This window comes from Alteromonas sp. IB21 (genome assembly GCF_016405965.1).
GTDB lineage: Bacteria > Pseudomonadota > Gammaproteobacteria > Enterobacterales > Alteromonadaceae > Alteromonas.
Map to the genome: position 1 here is coordinate 53,876 of NZ_JAEFCD010000017.1, position 24,906 is coordinate 78,781.

General features: G+C 44.8%; 18 protein-coding genes. 7 read left to right on the plus strand and 11 right to left on the minus strand.

The window, feature by feature from the left end:
* Window positions 1-20: 20 nt before the first annotated feature.
* From exaC to JC525_RS12575, 4 genes are all read right to left on the minus strand, one after another.
* Window positions 21-1,538 carry an acetaldehyde dehydrogenase ExaC gene (exaC, locus tag JC525_RS12560; RefSeq protein WP_198816149.1) on the minus strand — a complete coding sequence of 506 codons (1,518 nt, stop codon included), beginning with the start codon at window positions 1,536-1,538 and terminating at the stop codon, window positions 21-23.
* A 142-nt stretch (window positions 1,539-1,680) separates the two neighbouring features.
* The gene (locus tag JC525_RS20195) at window positions 1,681-2,358 is read right to left on the minus strand and encodes a response regulator (protein ID WP_198816150.1); all 678 of its coding nucleotides are present in this window, start codon (window positions 2,356-2,358) and stop codon (window positions 1,681-1,683) included.
* A complete protein-coding gene (locus JC525_RS12570) occupies window positions 2,355-3,614 on the minus strand; it encodes a sensor histidine kinase (protein WP_198816151.1) in 1,260 nt (419 codons plus the stop codon). The genes JC525_RS20195 and JC525_RS12570 overlap by 4 nt, the downstream gene beginning before the upstream one ends.
* Window positions 3,615-3,758: 144 nt before the next feature.
* Entirely contained in the window at window positions 3,759-4,643 is an 885-nt protein-coding gene (locus tag JC525_RS12575) for a LysR family transcriptional regulator (RefSeq protein ID WP_198816152.1), read from the minus strand.
* Window positions 4,644-4,741: 98 nt separating this feature from the next.
* On the opposite strand from JC525_RS12575, the gene JC525_RS12580 reads away from it, so the two are divergent.
* Together JC525_RS12580 and mmsB are read left to right on the plus strand one after the other, a co-directional pair.
* Window positions 4,742-6,241, plus strand: a complete 1,500-nt coding sequence (locus JC525_RS12580; protein WP_198816153.1) for a CoA-acylating methylmalonate-semialdehyde dehydrogenase — start codon at window positions 4,742-4,744, stop codon at window positions 6,239-6,241.
* Between the two features lie 14 nt (window positions 6,242-6,255).
* Entirely contained in the window at window positions 6,256-7,131 is an 876-nt protein-coding gene (gene mmsB, locus JC525_RS12585; protein WP_198816154.1) for a 3-hydroxyisobutyrate dehydrogenase, read from the plus strand.
* 151 nt (window positions 7,132-7,282) lie between these two features.
* Here mmsB and JC525_RS12590 read toward each other — a convergent pair whose 3' ends face one another.
* Entirely contained in the window at window positions 7,283-9,313 is a 2,031-nt protein-coding gene (locus tag JC525_RS12590) for a BCCT family transporter (RefSeq protein ID WP_198816155.1), read from the minus strand.
* Window positions 9,314-9,539: 226 nt separating this feature from the next.
* Between JC525_RS12590 and lldD the strand changes: the two genes are divergently transcribed.
* Complete coding sequence (gene lldD, locus JC525_RS12595; protein ID WP_198816156.1) at window positions 9,540-10,679, plus strand: FMN-dependent L-lactate dehydrogenase LldD; 1,140 nt, start codon at window positions 9,540-9,542, stop codon at window positions 10,677-10,679.
* A 93-nt stretch (window positions 10,680-10,772) separates the two neighbouring features.
* On the opposite strand, the gene dld is transcribed toward lldD, so the two are convergent.
* Window positions 10,773-12,503: a D-lactate dehydrogenase gene (gene dld, locus JC525_RS12600; RefSeq protein ID WP_198816157.1), complete on the minus strand. Its 1,731-nt coding sequence runs from the start codon at window positions 12,501-12,503 to the stop codon at window positions 10,773-10,775.
* Window positions 12,504-12,756: 253 nt separating this feature from the next.
* Here dld and JC525_RS12605 point away from each other — a divergent pair, with 253 nt between their 5' ends.
* On the plus strand, window positions 12,757-12,939 hold the full coding sequence (locus tag JC525_RS12605) for a hypothetical protein (protein WP_198816158.1): 183 nt from the start codon (window positions 12,757-12,759) through the stop codon (window positions 12,937-12,939).
* Between the two features lie 102 nt (window positions 12,940-13,041).
* Window positions 13,042-13,875 carry a thioredoxin family protein gene (locus JC525_RS12610; RefSeq protein WP_233095173.1) on the plus strand — a complete coding sequence of 278 codons (834 nt, stop codon included), beginning with the start codon at window positions 13,042-13,044 and terminating at the stop codon, window positions 13,873-13,875.
* A gap of 106 nt (window positions 13,876-13,981) precedes the next feature.
* On the opposite strand, the gene JC525_RS12615 is transcribed toward JC525_RS12610, so the two are convergent.
* A complete protein-coding gene (locus tag JC525_RS12615) occupies window positions 13,982-15,421 on the minus strand; it encodes a DEAD/DEAH box helicase (protein WP_198816159.1) in 1,440 nt (479 codons plus the stop codon).
* A 447-nt stretch (window positions 15,422-15,868) separates the two neighbouring features.
* Here JC525_RS12615 and JC525_RS12620 point away from each other — a divergent pair, with 447 nt between their 5' ends.
* A complete protein-coding gene (locus JC525_RS12620; protein WP_198816160.1) occupies window positions 15,869-17,998 on the plus strand; it encodes an EAL domain-containing protein in 2,130 nt (709 codons plus the stop codon).
* Between the two features lie 28 nt (window positions 17,999-18,026).
* On the opposite strand, the gene JC525_RS12625 is transcribed toward JC525_RS12620, so the two are convergent.
* Entirely contained in the window at window positions 18,027-18,446 is a 420-nt protein-coding gene (locus JC525_RS12625; RefSeq protein WP_198816161.1) for a hypothetical protein, read from the minus strand.
* A complete protein-coding gene (locus tag JC525_RS12630; protein ID WP_233095174.1) occupies window positions 18,446-19,591 on the minus strand; it encodes a hypothetical protein in 1,146 nt (381 codons plus the stop codon). The genes JC525_RS12625 and JC525_RS12630 overlap by 1 nt, the downstream gene beginning before the upstream one ends.
* Before the next feature lie 438 nt (window positions 19,592-20,029).
* Here JC525_RS12630 and JC525_RS12635 point away from each other — a divergent pair, with 438 nt between their 5' ends.
* A complete protein-coding gene (locus JC525_RS12635; protein WP_198816163.1) occupies window positions 20,030-21,355 on the plus strand; it encodes a mechanosensitive ion channel family protein in 1,326 nt (441 codons plus the stop codon).
* Between the two features lie 27 nt (window positions 21,356-21,382).
* Here the strand turns inward: JC525_RS12635 and JC525_RS12640 are convergent, their stop codons facing one another.
* Window positions 21,383-21,868, minus strand: coding sequence for a hypothetical protein (locus tag JC525_RS12640; RefSeq protein WP_198816164.1), 486 nt, complete (start codon window positions 21,866-21,868; stop codon window positions 21,383-21,385).
* 258 nt (window positions 21,869-22,126) lie between these two features.
* Entirely contained in the window at window positions 22,127-24,427 is a 2,301-nt protein-coding gene (katG, locus tag JC525_RS12645; protein ID WP_233095175.1) for a catalase/peroxidase HPI, read from the minus strand.
* Between the last annotated feature and the right edge of the window lie 479 nt (window positions 24,428-24,906).

Genomic DNA, 24,906 nt, shown 5'->3' on the forward strand with positions numbered 1-24,906 from the left:
GAGTGCCGCCCCTTGACTACTTAGAAGAAACCAAGCGGATTGATGTCATAACTTACCAATAGGTTCTTTGTCTGCTGGTAATGATCGAGCATCATCTTGTGGGTTTCGCGGCCAATGCCAGACTTCTTGTAACCACCAAACGCGGCATGCGCTGGATAAAGATGGTAACAGTTAGTCCATACTCGGCCTGCCTCAATTGCTCTACCTACGCGGAATGCCACATTAGCATCCCGACTCCACACACCGGCGCCAAGTCCGAAGCTTGTGTTGTTGGCAATTTCGATTGCCTCTTCTTCGGTTTTGAAGGTTTGGACAGCGATAACAGGGCCAAAAATCTCTTCTTGGAAAACACGCATGTGGTTTTCACCCTTCAAGATAGTCGGCTGAATGTAGTAGCCTCCATCGAAGCCAGGTAGCTGCTCTTTCTCACCACCGGTGACAACTTGCGCACCTTCAGACTTACCGATATCGATGTACTTAAGGATTTTTTCAAACTGCTCGTTAGACGCTTGCGCGCCAACCATGGTTTCTGTGTCTAGTGGGTTACCGCGTTTGATCTTCTGAATTTTCTCCAACACTTTTTCCATGAAAGCATCGTAAATGTCTTCTTGAATAATCGCTCGGGAAGGACACGTACATACTTCGCCTTGGTTGAAGTAACCAAGCACTAAACCTTCCGCACACTTATCGATAAACTCTGGTTCGTGGTCCATTATGTCTGCGAAGAATAAGTTTGGCGACTTGCCGCCAAGCTCCACCGTTGATGGAATAAGATTTTCCGCAGCACAGCGAAGGATATGTCCGCCAACAGGCGTGGAGCCAGTAAATGCAATTTTTGCAATTCGAGTGCTGGTAGCAAGGGCTTGTCCCGCTTCTGCGCCAAACCCGTTAACAATATTGAGTACACCAGGTGGCAGTAAATCCTGAATGAGCTCTGCAAACAATAAAATAGATACCGGCGTTTGTTCAGCAGGCTTCAGCACCACTACGTTACCGGTAACAAGTGCTGGAGCAAGTTTCCATGCCGCCATAAGTAACGGAAAGTTCCATGGGATGATTTGACCAACCACACCGTAAGGTTCATGGAAGTGATACGCCACCGTATTTTTATCAATTTCGCCAATAGTGCCTTCTTGGCTGCGAATACAGCCAGCGTAGTAACGGAAGTGGTCGGCGCAAAGAGGGATGTCTGCATTTAGGGTTTCACGAACGGCCTTACCGTTATCCCAAGTTTCTGCTACGGCTAGTAGCTCTAAGTTTTCTTCAATGCGGTCAGCAATTTTGAGAAGAATATTCGAGCGCTCGGCTACTGATTTATCTGCCCAGCCTTTCTTTGCAGCATGAGCAGCATCTAGCGCAAGCTCTATGTCTTCTGACGTTGAACGTGGAATTTGCGCGATGTCACTGCCGTCAACTGGAGATGTTGCAGTGAAGTACTCACCTTTAACCGGTGCTACCCATTCGCCATTGATAAAATTACCGTAGCTTTCTTTAAAGCTTACGACCGAACCTTCACTACCTGGCTTTGCATAAATCATAAGAAATACCTTTTGATAACGTTGCGCGTACCACGCGCAGTAACTTGGTTTGTTGTGTAGTTTGATAATGGTACTTTTACGCGTTGCCTACCATGATGCGATAGACCGATTTGACTCCTACTTTAGGAGGGGAAACCTATGGCTATTTCTCACCATTCTCGACGAATGACACAGATTCAGATAAAGAAAGTTCTGTATCGCCGATATAACCGTGCTTGGCGGCAATGGCAGAAAACTGGGAAGGCACAGCATCAAGTTTACGCTTAATCACCGTAAGCGCATTAGACACAGTTTTAGCAGATAGCCCTAGCTCTTCAGCGATACCCAAACGAGATTTATTCGTCGCTATCGCAATAAAAATCTCAAACTCGCGCTTAGTCAATTTGGTTGCAATGTCGACATTCGTGTCGAGAAGTTGATTGGCTAAATTTACCGCCAGCCCGCGTTCGATATACTTCTGCCCTTTTGAGACTACCTTAATGGCAGAGATCAGTATTTCAGGCGAACTGCTTTTACTGATGTACCCCATGGCACCTGTTTGCATGGCACGATGAAGGATGACACTGTCTTCGAACATACTAAAAAAGATGATTTTTAACTCTGGATGGTGCTTTAAAAATATCTTCGCCAGAACAAGGCCGCTTTCATTAGAAAGGTTGATATCGAGAATTAGGATCTCAATGTCACTACTTGCCAATAAGCGATGCGTTTGCGCGCCGTTTTCAGCATCAAAAATACGGCAATCTGGCATCATGGCATTTAGCAATGCTCTGTAGCCCTCGCGCACCACAGCGTGGTCGTCGACAATAAGAATATTCACGCGGCATTACCCCCTAAGACTAGCGACGGCTGTTTAAGTGCTAGTTGCAACGATACGGTAACACCACTGCCCGTTGGCGATGTTACGCTGCAGCTCGCCCCTATGCATCGCGCCCGACTGCGCATTGAAGACATGCCAATATTTTCTACGATGTGCCGCCCTAACCCCCGCCCGTTGTCTTTCACTACAACCGAAACACGATGAATATCCCCATCAATTTGCACACTGACTTGGGTGGCTTTAGCGTGCTTAACAACATTGTTAATGGCTTCTTGGACAAAACGATAAAGATGGATATCTCGCTCGTTATCCTGCTGGTAACGTTTAAGGTTAATTGACACGTCCCACTGCGTATCAGGTTGTGCCACTTCTTGTTCGTATACCAGTCGCTCAAGCGACGCCTGTAGCGATACTCTGTCCAAAACGAGAGGGTGAAGGTGAGCAGTAAGCTTTCTAATTGCATCGCTTATTTGATGTGACATCACCTGCACTTTTTGCGCAGAAAGCTCTACCACAGCGCGTTCTCTCGCATTCACTAAAATATACGCGTGTGCCTTTATGGTTGTCAGCAATTGCCCCACATTATCGTGAAGTTCTCTGGCTAAATAACTGCGTTCTTGCTCTTGTAGTAGCGCTAACTGCTTATCAATTTTAATGAGCTGCTTCTCTTTTGATTTAAGCGCATTTTGCAGGTGCTTAAATTGGTCTAACACCCTGTTCATTTCGGTGATATCGGAGTGTGGCAAGGGCTGTGCGTCTTTTCCCTTCCTTAACTCAGACAACGCTTCTGCAAGCTGATTTAGCGGCACCAACCGCTGTCTAATCGCCACTTTTAACGTAAACAGAAGCAGAACGAAGGTCGCAAAAAACAGTCCCGCCACTAAGGCAAAGAAAGTGAGATTCTGTGTGAGCTCAGTAGTATCGAAAGGCGTAACGATAAGATACTGATTTTCCTGAATTGGGATGATAACTGGTGCCAGCGCATTGCGTTCAGTCGTCGACATCACTGAAGGCTGCTCTGCCTGAAGACGGCCCGTGAAATAATGGGCAGATAAGTGAGGACTAGGCTCTACAATTGCTTCGATATCAGCGACAGGGATATTGAGGTTTACCATTTCACGCACTTGATTGAGCGCGCCCGTCATCTCTTCCTCAATATTATTTTGTATGTGGAAGTAAACCAGATAGCTAAACATCAAAAAGCAGCTAATGAAAACGGCCACTATCGCTGTAGATATTTTTGTAAAACCCGACATAAGCGCCCCTGCAAGCCTTTTATTACAGGGTTATGCTATACAGACTGCCTTAAAAAACACATCCTGCAATAGGGGCGAATTTATCCTACCAAGGTAGGAGCAAAGACCGCTTAAACAGGTAAACATAGGGCTTAGTTGGTTCGACTAATCAATAAACCGAGACTGGTGCCGCTCGACATTTTCTCGAAGCCACTGCGTGAACACTTGGAAGCGAGCTTGAGAGTGGGTTTCCTTATGCGTTGCCAACCAAAACGTGCGCTTAATATGAATCTCGTTTTCAATGAGTCGAACTAAGCCTAGCTGAGTTTCAGCCATAAATTTAGGTAAAATGCCAACGCCCGCGCCATTAACAAGCATTTGATACTGCGCGTTAATACTGGTGCTGCGAAGGGCACTTAACTGCGACAGAGCGGTCTCTTCTATGAACTTTAACTGCGGAGCGTACACCAGATCGGGCACATAACTCACTAAATTGAATGAGGTAAGATCTGTTAATGTTCGCGGTATATTCTCGTTGATAAGGGACTGATGGGTATAAAGATAAAGATGATAGTCCGTCAGCTTTTGTGTAACCAACAAGCCTCTACTGGGCTTCTCCAACAAAATAGCCATATCGGCTTCACGTTTGTTTAGGTTTAAAAAGCCGCTGGTGGCCACAAGCTCAATACTTATGCCCGGATACCGCTTTTTAAAATCCGGTAGTAAAGGCGCTAAAAACCAGCTACCAAACCCTTCTGAAACGCTTACTCGAATAGTACCAGCTAAGTGTGAACGCTCATCGCCCAGTTCATTTTGCGCTTCTAAAAAATAATGTTCGGCTTTCTCAATATACGTGACCAACTCACTGCCATGCGTGGTAAGTACATAGCCTTTTTTGGTTAGCTCGAATAATTTACAGTTTAAAGAGTCTTCCAGCTTTTTTACACGACGAATGAGCGTTGTAGGATCTACCTTCAGCCCCTTAGCTGCAATATCTACCCGCCCATTTCTTGCCAAACCAAGAAACAAACGCATGTCATCCCAATTCATCTAAACACCTGCATTTTTACAGCACAATCCTGCAAGTATATGTATTGCTATTGCAAACACAAGGTTTCAATATTGTTAAAAATTACAGGAGCCAGATCATGAGAAAGATTGTTCACTTTATTGCAGGTAAAGACTTTGAAGATAGCAGCGAAAATACCGCACCGGTTTTTGCGCCTAACACCGGTGAAATTCAAGCAGAAGTAAGCCTCGCCAATGCGTCAACGCTAGCCCACGCTATAGAGACGGCCCAAGCTGCACAAGTTGAGTGGGCTGCAACGAATCCTCAGCGACGTGCTCGTGTCATGTTTAAATTTAAAGAGCTTGTTGAAGCAAACCGCGACCGCCTAGCCGCGCTGCTATCTAGCGAGCACGGAAAAGTGTTGGTTGATGCACAGGGCGACATTCAGCGTGGTCTTGAAGTGATCGAATTTGCTTGCGGCATTCCTCATGCGCAAAAAGGTGAATACACGGAGGGCGCAGGTCCGGGCATAGACGTATACTCAATGCGCCAAGCATTAGGCGTTGTTGCCGGTATCACCCCGTTTAATTTCCCTGCCATGATCCCTATGTGGATGTTCGGCGTGGCCATTGCCTGCGGTAATGCCTTTATATTAAAGCCATCAGAGCGCGATCCTTCGGTGCCTGTTGAACTAGCAAAACTCATGATTGAAGCGGGCCTTCCTGCTGGCGTACTTAACGTTGTACACGGCAACAAAGACGTGGTTGATGGTATTTTGGATCATCAAACTATCAAGGCGGTGAGCTTTGTAGGCTCTTCTGATATCGCCAACTATGTATATGAGCGTGGCGCGCGTGCTGGTAAGCGGGTTCAAGCCATGGGTGGCGCGAAAAACCACGGCATCGTGATGCCTGATGCAGATTTAGACCAGGTGGTAACCGACCTAGTAGGTGCTGCATACGGCAGTGCCGGTGAACGCTGTATGGCACTGCCGGTTGTGGTTCCTGTCGGCGATGAAACCGCCGAAAAACTCAAAGCTAAACTTATTCCGGCTATCAAAAACATCATGGTAAGCCATAGCGAAGATCCTAACGCCCACTATGGCCCTGTGGTTACCGCCGCCCACAAAGAGCGCGTTGAAAGTTATATCGACCTTGCTATAGAAGAAGGTGCTGAGCTTGTTTACGACGGCAGAACAAGTCAAATCCCAAGCGACAGCAACGGCTACTTTATTGGACCTACATTCTTCGACCATGTGACCAAAGATATGCGCTCGTACCAAGAAGAGATTTTCGGCCCCGTACTGCAAATGGTTCGCGCCAAAGATTTCAATGAAGCCGTTAATTTAGCTAGCGATCACCAATACGGTAATGGCGTTGCCATGTACACCCGAAACGGTCATGCAGCACGCGAATTTGCCCAGCGCGTTAACGTGGGCATGGTAGGAATTAACGTACCTATTCCTGTACCTGTTGCCTATCATACGTTTGGGGGCTGGAAGCGCTCTGCATTTGGCGATACTAACCAGCACGGTATGGAAGGGGTGAAATTTTGGACCAAGGTGAAAACCATTACCCAGCGCTGGCCTGATGGCTCAGATACGAACGACAACGCCTTTGTTATTCCAACCATGGGCTAAGCGAGGAGACTATTATGATCACAGTTGCATTTATTGGCCTAGGTAACATGGGCTCAGGAATGGCAGACAATCTAGTTAAGCACAATTTCAAGGTAATGGCCTTTGATTTAAGCGAAGCGGCACTGGCTAAAGCCAAAGATGCTGGCTGTATTATTGCAAAAAGTACCGAACAAGCCGTATCTGAAGCTGACATCGTTATCACCATGCTGCCTGCCGGTAAGCACGTAAAAGATATCTATTCAAATCAGATCCTCGATAACGTGCGTGATGGCACTTTGCTTATTGACTGCTCTACCATCGATGTAGAAACGGCCAAAAGCGTGTCAGAACTCGCTGATAAAAAGGGCCTTAAAATGCTTGATGCACCGGTTTCTGGTGGTGTTGCAGCGGCTGCAGGCGGCACACTTACCTTTATGGTAGGCGGTGATGCTGACGCGTTCGATAAAGCCCAAGGTGCACTTGGCGCTATGGGCAAAAAAATTGTCCATGCGGGCGGTCATGGTGCTGGGCAAGCAGCAAAAATCTGCAATAACATGCTGCTCGGTGCAACCATGATTGCTACCTGCGAGAGTTTCCAGCTTGCCCAAAAGCTAGGCCTAGATCCACAAGTATTCTTCGATATCGCGTCGAATGCATCTGGCCAGACATGGTCAATGACTACCTACTGCCCTGTGAAAGGTGTAGGGCCGCAAAGCCCTGCCGATAACGATTTTGCTGGCGGTTTCGCTTCTGCGCTTATGCTTAAAGACTTAGGCCTTGCTATGCAGGGCGCGAAGGGCGTAAATGCGCAAGTACCTATGGGTGAGCTTGCTGCAAAGTGGTTTGAAATGCATTGCGAAGAAGGCAATGCAGGAATGGATTTTTCTTCAATAATCAACCGACTGGCATAAGATAAACGCCCACCATTTCTCCAAGGGTCACTTTCCCTCAGAAGAGGTGGCCTTTTTACTGAGCGAGTAAAATTTTTACTCGCTCTTTTTTGTTACTAAGGGGAAGTGCTTTTACTCACCCTTCACGCTATACCCATAAGAACGTCACAATTTATCCTTTAGGCTGATTTAACATATCGTCATAGTCATCCATCTTCCAAGGCAGTTCACCTGGACTGGTATCAAGGAAGTGCAAATAACTTTCAAACTGATCTAGGATGTCTTTAGCAATACTTTCCTTATCATACCCGTAAATATCATACGCCTGACCGCCTCGACGAAGGAATACTTCTGCGCGAAAGTACTTTTCCGACTCGTCGTCTTCTGAGCGTAATTCTGCATAGCTAAAGCCAGGTACAAGATACTCGGTCATACGAATATCGTAAATGAAGTCCATATGATCGTGACGCTCTACTGTAAAGACAGCCCTGCCTGTTACCTCATCTAGCTTAACGAACGCCTCCCACTCTCGTGCTTTAAGTGCCGCTTGCACATCTTTCATCGCTGTAATCACTGTTTTATCGATAAACTCGTGCACCTCGCTGCGACTCGGATAATCGACCATTGCTGCGAGCCGCCCTTTCAGACTAGTTGAGCGGCCGTGATTTCTATTTAGCGTATTTGCCGTCAAACTATTATTGCGAAAGCCCTCTATGACAAGGGCTCGCCAAAGGCCTGCTGCAGACGCTAACATAATAAACGCGAAAGGTAAGGCGCTGGCTATGGTCATAGTTTGAAGGGCATTGAGTCCGCCCGCTATTAGAAGTACGGCAGCAACCGTGCCTTCTAAACACGCCCAAAATATACGCTGCCATACTGGACTTTCTTCTTTACCACCAGAGGCAAGAGAATCAATGACCAGCGACCCTGAATCTGATGAAGTAACAAAGAACGTAATAATCAATAACACGGTTAGACCCGACATGATTGATGCGCCGGGTAGAAGGTCGTAAAGCTTAAACAAAGCCACGGCTTCGTTTTCCTGAACATCACTAATGAGCGTTGTCACGCCTTGGTTCATAATGGCGTTGAGCGCTGTATCGCCAAATACTGAAAACCAAAGGAAAGTGAACATTGTTGGTACAAGCATTACGCCAAAGACGAATTGCCTGATGGTTCTGCCTCGACTTATTTTGGCAATAAACATGCCCACAAACGGCGCCCACGCAATAGTCCACCCAAAGATGAACAGGGTCCAGTTCCCAATCCAATCGCTGCGGCTATAGGCTTGCAAGTTAAACGTACGTTCAATAATTCCATTGAGATAGCTTCCCGTGTTTTGCAGAAAGGTTTCTAAAATATGTACCGTTTCTCCGAAGATAAAGACTGTACTCATAAGCGAGACTGCCAGCACCATGTTGAGAATTGACAGCCTCTTAATGCCTTTATCCATACCCGCAATAACCGATATAGTCGCAGCGATAGTCACAATGGCAATGGTGCCTACTTGCACCATAATGTCGATGGGAATGTCGCCGGATAGATAGTTAAGCCCCGCGTTTATTTGCGTAACAGAAAGGCCAAGCGTAGTTGCGATACCAAACAACGTGCCCAGAATAGCGAATACATCTACCGCATGACCAATAGGGCCATATATTTTGTCGCCTATGAGCGGGTACAAAGCAGAGCGAATAGATAACGGTAAGCCGTGACGAAAGGCGAAGTAAGCGAGTACCAAGCCCACCAACCCATAGATAGCCCAAATATGGAAACCCCAGTGGAAAAACGCGATTTGCATGGCTTGCTTCGCTGCATCTACGGTTTCAGCGGCCCCTGCAGGCGGCGATGAATAGTGGAGCACGGGTTCAGCCACACCGAAATAGAGCAGTGCCACACCGTATCCTGCCGAAAATAACATGGAAAACCACTCGGGAAAGCTATATTGAGGCTCTGCATGGTCTGGCCCTAATTTTATATTTCCCCAACTTGAAGACGCCACCGACACGATGAAAACCAAGAAGATGGCTACCGATAACATATAGAACCAGCCAAACGTTTGGGTTATCCATGCCAACGTACTGTCGAAGGCCTTTCCGGCAAGTTCGGGGTTACTAATTGTTCCGATAACTAACAGCAATATGATGGTAACTGCAGGAATAAAAACTGGAAGAAGAATGGTTGAGTTGTTTACTTGGCCTTTCATAACAAATCCCTTTTACTGTCAGCTAAGTTGAGCGCTTGTAAATATTAAGATTAATTTAGTTACTCTAGAGAAATTGGTTCGGTTCAGGTTTGCTTGTGTAAAGTAATTTGCGCTGTCAGGTTTGTACTCATTATTTTGATGCAGAAAATAAATTTACTATTTGTCGTATATGTCAGTAGAGAGAAACGCTATATTTTTACTTACATAATTCCTTTCGTTTAAGAACATGATTATTTCATCGCCAACTGACTATCGACGCGCTGCGCAGAAACGGCTTCCCCCATTCTTGTTTCATTATATTGATGGCGGCGCTTATCGCGAGCAAACGCTTAAACGTAATGAAGCAGACCTGGCTGACATCGCACTGAAACAACACGTGCTTAGAAATATGTCATCCCTTGACATCTCAACGACGGTCTTGGGTGAAAAGCTAGCGTTACCTATCGCGCTTGCTCCCGTAGGTTTAACGGGGATGTACGCACGTAGAGGGGAAGTGCAAGCCGCTAAAGCAGCAGCAAATAAGGGCATCCCGTTTACTATGTCGACGGTGTCAGTATGCCCGATTGAAGAGGTCGCGCCAGAAATTAAGCGCCCCATGTGGTTTCAGCTGTATGTACTTCGCGATCGGGGCTTTATGAAGAACGTGCTAGAGCGCGCTAAGGCAGTGGGCGTAACAACATTAGTTTTTACCGTCGATATGCCGGTACCCGGAGCCCGCTATCGCGATAAACACTCTGGTATGAGCGGCCCCTTTGCTGCAAGTCGCCGCGTATTGCAAGCCATGACTCATCCTCGCTGGGCATTTGATGTGGGCATTTTTGGTAAGCCCCATGACCTTGGCAATATTTCAGCCTATCGCGGCGAACCGACCAAGTTAGAAGACTACATTGGCTGGTTAGGAGCTAACTTCGACCCATCTATCAGTTGGAAAGACTTAGAGTGGATTAGGGAGTTTTGGGACGGCCCCATGATCATCAAGGGTATTTTGACCGAACAAGATGCCAAAGATGCGCTAAGCTTCGGAGCAGAGGGCATTGTGGTGTCCAACCACGGCGGTAGGCAACTAGACGGAGTATTATCAACGGCTAAAGCGCTTCCTGCTATAGCCAACGCAGTAAAAGATAAGCTAAGCATTTTTGTTGATTCAGGGATACGTAATGGCTTAGACGTGGTGAGAATGATTGCACTTGGCGCAGATTGTACATTGCTGGGGCGTTCGTTTATTTATGCTCTTGCAGCAGACGGCCAGCGTGGAGTAGAGAATTTGCTCGACCTGTATAAACAGGAGATGCATGTGGCAATGACCTTGTGTGGAGCAAAGTCAATCAGTGCGCTTAGTGACGCCTTCCTCGACTCTCAGCCTTGAAGACTAAAATCAGGTAAAGGGCCATAAGAATTTGTTTAATTTTCATGGCCCTAAATACCAGAGTATAAGTGAGGTAGTTTCTAGAGCGCTTACCTAGTGCCCGTTGCAACAACTTCCATCATGCTCTGCCCAATTTTTGAGCTTGGTAGTTTTACCTATGCCCGGATTGAAACTGTTGGTTGGGTCTAATTCACGATAGAAATTTTTAAGCGCATCTTTGGCAAAGTATTCATGACCCACATTATGTTCTGCAGGATACTCGGCGCTTCTTGCATCAAAGGTTTCTAATATTTTACCTTTAAGTTGTTTAGCATCAGCGCCTTTCTTTAGTACATAGTTCTGGTGCATAACGTGACAAAACAGGTGGCCGTAATACAGTTTGGTATCGATTTGATCGTCAATTTCTTTGGGGAGCACCTCAAACCAATCTGGATCGTTGCGGCGCAGTGCGACGTCAATAGTCATCATCGCACCGACCTCTTTACTGTGCATCACATGGTAACGACCTATCGCACCACCGGCCACAAAGCGGTGTAAGATAGCCTTATCAGCTTCTTCTTCTGTACATTCAAAATAACCACCTTCGTTGGTTTTGAAAAACTCATCAAGGTAGGCCTTAGCTTCATCCACTCCATCGTTGCTCATTTCCAATATCCAGTGGTGCTGGTACTTGTCTCGGTATTCTTCCATGCGCTTTGGCAAATGATTAGGAAAAATATAGCTCATGTACTGCATAACACGGTCCGACATCTTGTTGGGCAAAAAGCCTAACTTATCGGTAAATGCGTCGAATTTGCGCTTGAATGCAAAAAGCTTAGGGATAAATTTCGCGCCAAGTTTGCTAATGACGATGAACATATCTTTGCCGTATTTCTTAGATACGTCATAGCAATCGCGGTGAAGATATTCACCAGAGTCTGGCAGGTTCTTAAAAGTAGAAAGAATGTCGCGACGTACTTTTGTAAATACAGCGGCATCGTTAGAGCCCACATAGAATACTTGTTTCTTTTCAGGTATCGGGAACGTGTCTAGCCTTACTGCAAATACCGCAAGCTTACCGGCACACCCCGAGGCATCGTGTAGCCTTCTTCCATCGTTATTAAAGCGTGACGGTGTGTCAGAGTCTACATCGCGTACACGCTCGTCATATTCATTATCTGACGCTCGAGCTTCAGGGTGCTGCACATCGGTTTCTTTATAACGCTTATTCTCAAGATTACTTAAAATTTCTTCGGGTTCACTGCCTAAATTTATGCCTAAATTATTTACCAGCGACAAGTTGCCGTTAGCATCGATTTGCGCAAAAAGCGCCAGCTCGGTATACGCCGGGCCTCGCTTAACCAAAGCACCACCTGAGTTATTACAAATTCCGCCAACAATCGAGGCACCAATACATGATGAACCAATTACTGAGTGAGGCTCCCTTCCATATGGCGCCAAGGTTTCTTCCAACCCGAAAAGGGTGCTACCCGCTAGACCAACAATCTGTTTACCGCTATCGACGAGTTGAATATCATCAATACGCATAGTGCTGATTATAACTAATGGTCTGTCGTAATCTTTACCATCTGGTGTAGAGCCACCTGTCAGGCCCGTGTTTGCAGCTTGCATAATTACCGCAACATCAGCCTCAACACATAATTTCAGCACTCGCCAAATTTCAACCAATGTTCCGGGCCGCACCACTGCAAGTGCTTCGCCAGCGCCAAATCGAAACCCTTTGGTATAAGGCTGCTTTTTAGCTTTATCTGTTAACAAATAGGCTTGCCCTACTACATCTCGCATAGATGCAATCAAAGACTGTGTGTCAACGTTTACGGTCATGGCTCTCTCTGTGTTAAAGGGTGGAAGAATTGACTTGGTGATGAACTATACACTAACGCCATTTTTAACAAAGGGGGCAAACCTTTTTTCTAGATAAAATTTACTTATATTTAATTCGGTAATTATAAGTAAATATGACAAAAGAATGTGCTTTAAATTCTATGAACATATAAATACCACTTACAAACATCTGTATTTATCAACGACACAATCATCAACACTGCACACATCGAACAAGGTATTACATGGGCCAATGGCGGCTGTTGCTTATCTAATCGACTACGCCGCCTCACGCACCATTGCTCTGCCTAAAGGCCATATGAGTTGTTCCAGCGCCATTACCGTTATTCATATCACAAAGGCTGGCGCCACTTCATTAGTGAATTTCAAAAGTGTTGGCAATATTAAGATGAAGCTAGTTCTCACCATTGCTTAAACGAGTCTTGGATAAAGCGGTAATTTGTCACGCTTAATAACCGATTTTTCTTGGTTACTTGTGCTACATTGTCGTTGATTTCACAGACTTTTTGACAACCGTATGTATATTTTTCAGATTAACGCTTCGTCTTACACCCACCTTATTCGCTATATTAAGCCTCGATTGTTAATGATGTGGACTATCGCCTTAATTGCGTTACTTGGGGGTTGTGTTAGTACCCAAGAACTTAGACCTTACGCCTACACTGCCTCCCCTACTCCTTTTCAAGATGTTGTGCGTGCGCAGGAAAAGGCCGCAGAACAAGGTAAACTGTTACTTGTTGTGCTCGGTGCACAATGGTGTCATGACAGCACTGGCCTAGCAGAGCGTTTTTCAACTCAGGAAATGGATCTTATTTTACGGGCTCACTATGAAACCGTATTTATTGACGTAGGAACCCTTCAAGACAGAAGACAAATTACAGAACGATTCGCTTATCCCAATTATTATGCTACGCCAACGGTCATGGTTATTGAACCGAGTTCAGGCGCGTTATTGAACAGAACTTCCATGGATATATGGGGGCATGCTGACAGCATTCATTTAGATGATTACATTGCTTACTTCTCTCGCTATCCAGCAATGACAGAAATGCAAAAATCACGGTTAATTAATTGGAAACCAACAGACGAGGAAGCCGCCTACAATAAAGAGCAAGCGGCAAGGCTTCAACGTGCCTACGATAAGTTAGGCCCATTACTTGCTGAGGATCTCAATGGAAATACACCAGAAGGTTTAAATGCACTGTGGAAAGAAGCAAAAACCTATCGTACAGAGCTTCAAAAAACCTTGGTTAAGCGCGCCGAGCTAACGTTGGGTGAAAATGGTGATAATGGCGTTAACACGAAACCGGCGTTTAGACACTATAACCCTTTTTCTTGGGAGCAGAACTGATTCTTACTGCTCTGCAAATAGCTAAAGAGCAAAAAGGGCGTTCGAACAGACCGAGCGCCCCTTACATAAAAATATCTTATTGCAGATGAGTTAAACGAGCTGTTGGCTAGTTAGTACTTGAAACACTGCTCTGGCTTGAAGAATAATTATGTCGACGATTGGCTGAACGATGCGCACCGCCGCCTTCAGCTCCAGCGCTTCTGCGTCTAGCGGGTTTACCACCTGCACTTGACCTTCCGCTCGCATTACCGGAGCGATTACCACTGCTTCCTGCCTTGTTGTTTTGGTGTTGTCCACTTCTTCTGCTTCGCGCTTTTTTTTCATCTTGGCTATTCTCATCATCCATCAACGTTTTAGCAGCCTTTGGTTTTTTAGGCTTCTTTGGTTTAGACAGCGTTGTTGGTGGTACCGCCTGCTGAGGTTCAAAACCTTCCAAGGTTTCTCTAGGAAGCAGTTTTTGAATGAGAGTTTCAATATCTTTAAGGTTCTGCAGTTCATCGACACTTACAAATGACCATGCCTGACCGCTTGCCCCTGCACGTCCTGTACGTCCAATTCTATGCACATAGTCAGCGGCTGTATTCGGTAAATCTAGGTTTACTACTATCGGTAACTCACTAATATCGATACCACGGGCGGCAATATCCGTAGCAACCAAAACCTTAATGTCACCACTTTTGAAGTCAGCGAGCGCTTTCGTTCTGGCGCTTTGGCTCTTGTTTCCGTGAATTGCAGCACTTGGAATTTTTGAACGAGTGAGCTTTTCGGCAATTCGGTTCGCGCCATGTTTAGTGCGGCTAAACACTAACACCTGCTCCCACTTTTGCTGTTTTATTAAGCAAATAAGTGCGGTGGTTTTTTTAGACTTATCGATAGTAACCAAATGCTGTTCTACTGCATCCACCGTCGTATTTGCAGGCGTAGTAGAAATGCTCACAGGATCACGGGTGATGGTTCTCGCTAGTGCCGTTATCTCTTCTGAGAAGGTCGCAGAGAAAAGTAAACTTTGGCGATCTTTCGGTAATAACTTGAGCACTTTTTTAATATCGTGAATAAAGCCCATGTCTAACATTCTGTCGGCTTCATCTAGAACTAAAACCTCGAGCTGAGAAAACTTCACTGCGTTTTGCTGATACAGATCGAGTAGCCTGCCGGGTGTTGCAATTAATACATCAACCCCTTTACGAAGCTTCATCATTTGAGGATTGATACCGACGCCGCCGAAAACGACTGCCGTTTTGAGCGGCAAAAATTCGCTGAATGCCTGAATACTTTCTTCGACCTGGGCAGCCAACTCGCGGGTAGGCGTCAAAATAAGCGCTCTAATATTGTTACCCGATACCGGCTGACCTGACATTAGTCTTTGTAAGATAGGAAGACCAAAGCCCGCCGTTTTTCCGGTTCCCGTTTGTGCAGCAGCCAGCACATCCTTTCCTTGCAATATTTCAGGAATGGCTTTCTCTTGGATAGGTGATGGTGTGCTAAACCCACGTTTTTCGATAGCTTTCAATAAAGGTTCAGCGAGCCCTAAATGGGTAAATGACATTGATAAACTCCTGTCATAGGTATTTTAAAAAAGGTGCATACCGCAAAGGTATAAGCGCTAGTGCTTAATTGCTAACCATGGGGGTTATAGATTACTGGGAAAACCTAAAGAGATACGCCATTGCCGACTTGGCTTATTGGTGTTTGAAATCAAGAAAAGAACGTATGTTTTTACTCTTACAAAGTGCGGGTGAAGTTTACCACTAATCGAGCGCAGTCACCAGCGCATTTTTTGTTCAACTCCACCTGCCACTTTATTATTCAAAGAAAGCTATCACCAGCGAGTACAAAACATTAGGCCTTTTTTAGACTAATTGTTGATGCAGTGCGAAAGAAAACAAGATAAAACGTCTATACTCAAATGGTATCATTAATGTTTTAAATTTTGCTGATTTAAATTCGCTTAACGTACTTTTTTCCAGTATCAGCGACAACTAGAGTTTTTGTCTTGAAAAGTCTTCGCTCTAAAATTTCTTTCAATACTTTCACCTCAATCGCCGGTATTAGTGCGTTAATCATCACTTTATCAATTTATGTTTATGAAAAACTCTACATTGAATTTGTTTCCACCGAAATTAATGCCATAGGTGAAAACATCTCAGTTGATCTTATTGATTATATTAATGAACCTGCAGGCAGCTTTAATCAAACTGAAGTTTTGCTTAGGCTAGATGAGTATGAGTATGCGGAAACGGCTTATATTTTCAATAGCCAAGAAGAGTTACTAAACGTCTATATTGGGCAAGCGGGTTTGAAGACGCGAGCCACACCTGACACATTTGAAAGTAACGTAGAAGGTGACCAGATTTTTAAAATAGATACATCATCAAACGGGGCTAATGTGTCAGGGGAAGACAACTCGATTACCACCCTCGCCCTTGGACTACACCACATCAATAACAAAGTGGTTATAGTGAAAACAATAGGTGAGTCCATATATCCGCTTGGAAAATTTATTTTAATTTTTAACCTACAAGAGGCCTTAATAGATAGTCGAGCACGCTATATCACCCTAGTAACTCCTTCCGTTGTTTTTCTCATTGCTCTCTCTCTTCTTATCTCCGTAAGAGCCCAGCGCAAAGTATTCGAACCTCTTAATGCCCTTATCAAAACTATGGATAGTGTCGTTGACCACAAAAGTTACGATGTAAAAGTAGAAGAGACAAACAACGAAGAGACGCTCGCCCTTTCTCGCGCCTTCAACAACATGATGGTTAATATACAGGCCGAATCTGAAGCCAATAGGCAAAAGAATGCGTTGTTAGAAAAGCAGCAGTCACAGATGGAGCGCCTTGCAAATTTCGATGTGCTAACGGGTTTACCAAATCGACAATTTTTAATGGAAATGCTTTCTAAAGAATTGACTAAAGCTCGAGCCAAGGGCAGCGAGCTCGGTCTACTTTTTGTAGATATTGATGGCTTTAAGTCTATCAATGACTCATTCGGCCACGATACCGGCGACAAATTTTTATTACATATAAGCGCAACCATGAGCAAACTGCTCAGCGAAAATCACACGTTAGGCCGTTTGGGAGGCGATGAATTTGTCATTATAGCGCCGGAGATAGCCGATAATAAAACACTTGAAGATATCGCAGCCAAGCTTGTTTCAGCAGTGTCTCGCACCCATATTTTCAACACATTGCGATTAGACTCAGGCATAAGCGTGGGGCTAGCCCTCGCTAGTGACTGCAACTATGAGCTTTCAAGCCTCATTACCAACGCTGACGTGGCAATGTACAAAGCCAAAGGAAATGGTAAAGCAAGGTTTATGTGGTTCAACAAGGAAATGCTTGCCGATACCAAGCGCAAAGTACTCATCTCGACCCGTCTATCTAGCGCATTAGAAAAAGATGCTTTTTATCTTGTTTATCAAGCAAAAGTTGATGGCGAACAAAATATCACGGGGTTTGAAACGCTACTGCGTTGGCACGATGAAGAACTTGGCCACGTGTCACCAGCAGAGTTTATTCCCGTTGCGGAGCAAAACGACAAAATTTCATCAATTAGCATGTGGATTGTTAAGCGTTTAGAAATTGAAGCTCCCCGCTTAATCGAGACTTTTGGTTCACAACTTGTTATATCGGTAAACTTGAGCCCTCAAGATTTAAATAGCGAGAAGCTAACCCAATTCATATTGAAGAGAATGAGAGAAAACAAGCTACCCGCGACAAATCTTGAAATTGAGATTACCGAAACCGCATTTATGAATAACTTCAACATAGCTAATAGCTTTTTTTCATCGATAAAGCATTATGGTTGTCAGTTAGCGTTGGACGACTTCGGTACCGGTTACTCATCGTTAAGTTACTTGACCAAATTTGACATAGACACACTGAAGATTGATAGAAGCTTCGTGAGCAATATTGGCGTATCTAAGCAATCAGAGCTTATTACAAAAACCATTATAAAAATGGCAAAGAGCTTAGATTTCTCAGTTTGTGCTGAAGGTGTAGAAACCCATGAACAGGCAGCATTTCTGCTTCAAAACGGTTGTCAGTCGCTTCAAGGGTTTCTTTATAGCAAACCAGTTCCCCTTGAAGAAGTTTTAGCCAATTCACGAAAGCGCGCCTTGTAAGCAAGGCGCTTTCGTTTCATTAGGCTATTTAAAGGCTCTCGTATATCACGATTAAGTGTTCAGGCAATTCAATTTCAGCGGGCATATACCCCACAGCTCCTTCATTGTTGCTAATATACTCTAGCATCTCTTCCAACGTTTCGAACTCTTTCGGTGGTGTCATACGACCGCTAAAACGCATTTGTGCCCAATAAGACTGAATGCGAGATTCAGGCAGGGCGAGCACTTTCGCATTAAAAATGGAGCGTACACGATGTCCCGGTGACAAAGCGACCGGTTGTAATACTGGCTTCTGTGTAGAGCTATTATTCATAAACAGCGTTCTCACATCTGCTTTAGAAAATACGGAGTCTACCTCTGAAACATTGGCCACAACCCAAATATTGTCTTGGGCTATTGCGGTGCGAGCCCCCAGTAATAGCAGGATTATCAGTGTGTATCTACGCATCAAAACACCCACTCAACAGCAACTTGATAAAGCGTTGCATTCCTATCGAAGCTCTGCTCTTCAACATCAAAGAAAGATGTTTTTCCTTCTTTGCCATCAAGAAAGGAAATTTCACCTTTAAGCGCTAAATTTGTTTTAACGTCCCACCTTGCGCCCAGCGTCCACGTATCGAGATCATCGGTTGGAAGAAAGGCATTTAACGCCTCAACCGAATAATGGAGCAGGTCGAGTTCGGGCGTGACGCCAACGGGGATCGTATTATCAACAATATTAACTGATTGATTAGAAGAAGCGTAAGTGAGATGAAACAACACGCTTTCATAGTAATAACCGTAAGATACATAAAAGCTTTCTAAATTTGCTAAAACGTCGATATCGGATGATATTTTCATCCATTCGCCGCTTACATACCAGCTTAGTGTGTCGTAGCTTGCGCCTAACAAGACGGCATTGGCACTATCATTAATATCAAATCGCTCTGCAATATCGTCAAAACCGGCCGCTCTCAGCCCTTGAATGAGGGGCTCAACTTCGTCTATTGTTGTTTCTACCTTCGGGCCGCTGATGATAGCGGTTCTAAGCTGAAAGCCACCATAATTTAACTCGACGACGCCCCCATAGAGCTCGTCCAATTTAACTTCAACGTCAACTCCGTTTGAGATGATGTCGTCTTTGTATCTTCCATAATACACTTCGAAATCGACCACAGCATCGCCGTACGTGGCGCGATAGCGGGAATTAGCTCCTTCATACTGAGAAAACATGTAGCTGCTGTAAAGCTGCTGGGGCGCATTTATCCAAGGGTAAGCAAACCCTACGTCAATAACGTCAGAGTACTTCAAAAAGGGCGTGCGCAACCGGCCCACGTTAAATTGAAGTTCTTCAGTCGGGGCATAGGTAAAGTATAACCATTCTAAGCCCGATTCTCGATCTTCATCAGTGTGAAGTAAGAACTGGGCGGAAGCAGACAGCGTTGAGGAAAAATTATAATCAGCTTGAACAGCAATGAGTGATTTTTCAGAAAAGCTTACGCTGTCGTCGTAGCCTTCGTAAGTTGCTTTGTCTGTATCAACAAAGCCACCAACAGCCCTAGCGAAGCCTGAAAGCTCTAGCTTTTCTGACTCCTCTGCGGCTTGGGATGACATGACTATCAATAAAGCGGCTGTCAAGACTAGCAGTGATTTTAAATTGAGCATCTTATCAACTTTTAAGTATTCAATATGGAATTCGCCAACGGCTGTGATATTGGGCAGTGTGCCGCTACGCTAATGATAGTCCGCGTTAGCAAAATCACCAATACCAACTTTAGTCAGAAAAGCAGGCGAATTTACCGGCTTTCCTGAACGTTTCTAGTTATACCAGCTAGGGTCTACATCATGTTTAGATAGGGCGCTTACACTATTGCGGGCACCAACTTGCACACCTTCAACAGATGTATTACCGACAACAAAAACAAACGGGTATTGCGTAGAAGAATAAAAAAAGCTTTACCAAATCTGATATAACAGTTAAAAAACGCGCAATTAATCCACGCTCTAACCACATCTAAACCGAATGATGAGGTGAACTAGTGAAGAAAAAACATGAATATTGAAAGCTTAACCCTGCACTTTGAAGAAAAGATGGAGCTAATAAAAGCAACAGTCATTTCTGATAGCTTTTTTGTACAGCTGGCTACCATCGCCGTCATTTATTGCGTGGCTTTCTTGCTCGCCAGACAAGTGAAGAAGCCCTTTAGATTTACAAGAGAAAAGCCCCAGCAAGGCGCGCATACGATGCATGGTTTTTTATACAACCTCGGTGAAGCCCTGTTTCCGCTTATTACGATAAGCATGTTAAAGCTCACCACTGTGCTTGGTGCTCAATTTCAGTTCGATGCTTGGTTATTGGAAATCGCCGTTGTTGTCGCGCTGATGCTGTTTGTTAACTCGCTAATTACAGGATTTGTTGAAAACAAAATTATCGCAGCTTGCATGCGCTGGGTTGGTTTACCTATTTTGTTCTTACACCTAATAGGTGTGCTTCCGCTTATTACGTCAGCTTTAGAGTCTATGGCTATCTCAGTCGGGAATGTCCAAATTTCTGCTTATGGCGTTACTCGCGTATTACTGTTTGGCGGCTTATTGTTTTGGTTAGGGCGCAGCTCAAACGCCATTGGCCAAGATATTATTAGAAACCACAAGTCTCTCGATGTATCAACGAAGGAAGTTTTTGCAAAGCTCTTCGAGGTAGCGCTTTTCTGTGTAGTTTTTCTACTGTTACTTAATGTTATGGGCATCAATTTAACTGCACTTGCAGTTTTCGGCGGCGCTTTGGGTGTGGGTCTTGGTTTGGGACTTCAGTCCATTGCCTCAAACTTTATCTCAGGCATTATCATCTTACTGGATAAGTCGCTCACAGTGGGAGACTATGTTGAGCTAGAAGATGGTCAAAAAGGCATCGTTAGAGAATTTAAAATGCGCTATGCCGTGCTCGAAACCTATGATGGTAAAGATGTTCTCGTACCTAACGAAAAATTCATCAGTTCTTTACTCATTAATTGGACTCATAAGAATCAAAAGCAGCGCTATCGTATCGATTTCTCTGTTGCCTATAAGACCGACATTCGCGCTATGGTAGAAATTATCAAGGAAGCGGTCTCAAAACATCCACAAGTGATAAGCGGTGACGATATTCCTTTTGAAGAATTGCCTGACTGCGAGATTGATAGCTTTGGCGATTCAGGGGTAAACATGTTTGTAGAGTTTTGGATGGAAGGAATAGACGACGGCAAAAATCGTGTCGGGGGCGACCTTTTGCTCACTGTTTTTGAAACCTTACGCGAACATGATATTGAAATTCCGTTCCCTCAGCGCGAAGTTCGCGTTATCAACGAACAAGGTATCGGAATCAGAAACACCACCCCGTAAATCGCCTTACTTTACCTTCGCGCTTGGCTAAAATCGGGCGCGGAGGGTGTCCCATTGCCACTCTTGCGTTATTAACCCCAGTGTACGAGTAAACTTCTCGTAGTCGCTTTGCCCCATCGCAGTAGCTACTGTTTTAAGCTGAGATTTAGCCTTTATTGCTTTCACCTGAAGTAACTCAAGTCGCTTGTCTGCACTAGCGTCGAAGTTATCGAGAAGAATTGCGTTTGCCTTACTTGTCGCCTCCCAGGCAGTAACGACGTACCCAATGAGCTTAATATAAACTGCTACCATCCGTTTACGCTCAAAAATGTTTTCAAATATTGAACCTGTTATTGCGTTATGAAAACTCGACTCTGTCTCATAAGACATTAACGCATCCAGATCTTTTAGTTCTTTCAATACTTCGTTTAAAAGACGAATGTGAGCCGCAGTGTTAAGTGCTTCATAAGAGAGCGAAGTAATATCGTCACTTAGCATTTCTAAGTTAACTAAAGAACGTTGGAGACTTGCCATTTCGGTGGTGTTCGTAGAAGCGAAAAATAAGATTTAGTGTATCGAAATCGAGCCAAGTTTGCGAAGCAAACTATCGGATTCAAAGCGAGTGATCACATGCTTCATCAATAATCAGTTAGCCCCACTGCTATTTGCTTTCATTTCGCGCTCCGCATTGAGTTTGTAAAGTATTAACGCAATGTAGGTTAGGACATCCAAAAAAGGGCGCCGCAGCGCCCTCACTCTCTTTATAATTCTTTACGTTTCGCGAGTTTTAACCTATTTCGCCAACTTAGCATTTAAGTCGTGACGTAAGTCAAAACGGTCAAGCGTCATAACCTTTGTCCACGCATCGACAAAGTCCTCAACAAAGCGAGTTTTTGCATTATCGTAAGCGTACACTTCGGCGACAGCGCGTAACTCACTGTTTGAACCGAATACCAGATCTACCGGCGTTCCCGTATACATTACTTCGCCAGTTTTTCTGTTAAACCCTTCGTAAACAGAAGGATCGTCAGTTTTTCTCCATTTAACGCCCATATCAAGCAGCGTCACGAAGAAATCATTGTTGAGCGTGCCCACATTGTCGGTAAATACACCGTGTGTAGATTCGCCTGTATTTGCGCCCAATGAACGCAAGCCTCCCAATAGAACGGTCATTTCAGGCACTGTTAAGTGTAACTGATCAGCTTTATCTACCAGCATATCTGTTGGCGAGCGGTAGCTTGCCTCAGCGTTGTAATAATTTCTAAATGCATCAGCAGTCGGCTCAAGAAGCGCGAAAGAGTTCACGTCTGTTTGCTCTTGTGTCGCATCAGTGCGCCCTGGAACGACCGGAACAGTGATATCAACACCAGCATCTTTAGCCGCTTTTTCGATAGCTGCAGCACCACCGATTACTATTAAATCAGCTAGCGATACCCTTTTCTTAGAGAACATACGAGAGTTGTACTCTTCCTGTAGTTCCTTAAGTTTCGCTACTACCGCCTTAACAGTTTCAGGCTCATTTGCTTCCCAACTCATTTGAGGCTCTAACGCTATACGGGCACCATTTGCGCCACCACGCATGTCAGAAGCACGGAAGCTAGAAGCCGCTGCCCATGCAGTTTTCACTAGCTGCTGGACGGTTAAACCGCTATCCAAAATATCCGCTTTTAACTTCTTAACGTCTTTATCAGAAATGGTTTTATATTCCGCCTTTGGTACCGGATCCTGCCAGACGAAGTTTTCTTCTGGAATGTCGTTACCTAGATAGCGAGCCTTAGGACCCATGTCACGGTGTGTAAGCTTAAACCATGCTTTTGCGAACGCTGTTTGATACTCTTTCGGATCTGCCAAAAAGCGTTCAGCAATTTTGCGATATTCTGGGTCATATTTAAGCGCAAGGTCGGCCGTAGTCATCACCGGTGGGTTTTTCTTACCCTCAACGTGTGCATCTGGTACAGACGTATGCAGTGACTCATCGGTAGGGATCCACTGGATTGCACCTGCCGGACTGCGGGTTTGCTTCCACTCAAAACCGAGCAAGTTCTGCAGATACAAGCTTGTCCACTTAGTAGGTAGTTGTGTCCAAGCGCCTTCAAGACCGCTGGTTACTGTGTCTTCAGCATTACCCTTACCACAGTTGTTTTTCCATCCCAAGCCCTGCTCTTCAAGACCAGCACCGCCTGGTTCTGCTTCTAAGCAATCCGCAGGCTTGTGCGCGCCATGCATTTTACCGAAGGTGTGGCCACCAGCAATCAGCGCTACCGTTTCTTCATCGTTCATTGCCATACGGCCGAAGGCGGTACGAATATTTTTCGCCGAGCCCATTGGGTCAGGCACACCTTTAGGACCCTCTGGGTTTACATAAATAAGGCCCATGTGCGTAGCACCGAGTGGACGCTGGAGCTTGCCATCGCGCTCTTCACGGTCGCTCGCTAGCATTTCAACTTCCGGACCCCAGTACACCATATCAGGCTCCCAGTCGTCGGTACGACCGCCCGCAAAGCCGTAGGTATCGAAGCCCATGTTTTCCATACCTACAGTACCTGCAAGAATCATTAAGTCGCCCCAAGAAAGACTTTCACCGTACTTTTGCTTAATTGGCCACAACAATCGGCGCGCTTTATCTAGGTTTCCGTTATCTGGCCAACTGTTAAGTGGGTCAAAACGCATTTGACCACCATCGCCGCCTCCACGACCGTCCAGCGTACGATACGTCCCTGCACTGTGCCACGAGAGACGAATAAAGAAAGGACCATAATTACCGAAATCTGCTGGCCACCAATCTTGCGATGTGGTTAGCAATTCATTGATATCACTTTTAACTTGGTCAAGGTCAAGCTTAGAAAATGCCTTTGCATAACTAAAGTCGTTACCCAAAGGATTAGAACGATTGTCGTGATCTCTAAGCGGCGCTAGGTCTAGTTGATCTGGCCACCAGAATTGATTGGTTTTAGCTTGGAAAGCTTTTGCCATGCCTGTGCCTTTCGCACCGGCAGGCTTGCTGATTTGATCATTAGCAACTGCACATGTTGCGCTTAGTGAAAGTGCAACTAATGCTGACAGTGTGGTTTTTTTAAACCTATTAATAGTCATGGTTTTTCCCGTCTCGGTTAAATTTTGTCACTGGTATCGATGCGTAAAGCGCCGATCACCATTAACATCTTATTTACTTGTTTGCCTGATAGAAGATAGACAGTGTTGGCTACTTTTTACAGTTGATAAAATGGATTTATCCGATTAGAAAAACCAATCAAACAAATTACCTTGTGAAATCATGATGTTGAAACATCGCGCATTTGGGAGATTGCATTTATGAAAATGTCTTAGCGGAACAGCTAAAACGCAATTGTGGATTGTGAATCTATTTCAAAGCGTAGGAAATTTTTGCGCGCTTAAATTGGCACAAAACCGCGTTAGAAATCTAAGTGATTAATAATTGTTCATAAAATCCTCTTCTTTGAAAAAATTTCCTTGCTTTGAACAACAATTTGCAATTTCTACCATGGCACAACTGTTGAAGGGATGTTGTAGGAATCAATCACACATTCACTTCAATAAGAAGTCGATGGAAT